Source organism: Planctomonas deserti (genome assembly GCF_003067705.1).
Classification (GTDB): Bacteria; Actinomycetota; Actinomycetes; order Actinomycetales; family Microbacteriaceae; genus Planctomonas; species Planctomonas deserti.
In genome coordinates, this window is sequence record NZ_QANL01000193.1 from 1 (window position 1) to 530 (window position 530).

1 protein-coding gene is annotated in these 530 nt (G+C 70.4%); it reads left to right on the forward strand.

Features of this window, described 5'->3' with window-relative positions:
* Positions 1-530 (forward strand): FAD-dependent oxidoreductase (locus tag DAI20_RS20245; protein WP_159085169.1); only part of this gene is annotated, 530 nt, incomplete at both ends.

The following is a 530-nucleotide window of genomic DNA, read 5'->3' on the forward strand; positions in this document are numbered from 1 at the left end:
GACGTGGACGCCGGTGGTGCCCTGCTCACGCGCCAGGCGGCGCGGGTCGATCCGTATCGGCTGACCTATGCGCTGCTGCAGCGCCTGCGTCGGCGCGGCGGGCACGTGCATGACCGCACGGTGCTGCACAGCCTCGACGCCACTGCGCGTGGGGTGACCGCCCGTACCGAAGACGGTGCCACCATCCGCGCCCGCCACGTGGTGCTGGCCATGGGCTATGCCAACCAACGCTGGCTCGATCAGCGGGTTGCGCGCAACCGCAGCAGCTACGCGTTCATTACCGATCCCATCGAGGCAGACGTGCTGGGCCGCCTGCAGCGCACGATGGTGTGGGAAAGCGCACGCCCGTACCTGTACCTGCGCGCCACCGGCGAGCGCCGCCTGCTGGTGGGCGGGCTGGACGACGCCGTCGACATCCCCGCCCGCCGCGACCGGCGCGTTCAGGGCAAGGCCGACAAGCTGATGAAACAGCTGCGGCACTGGTTCCCGCGCCTTGATCCGATACCCGCCTTCTCCTGGGCCGGTACCTT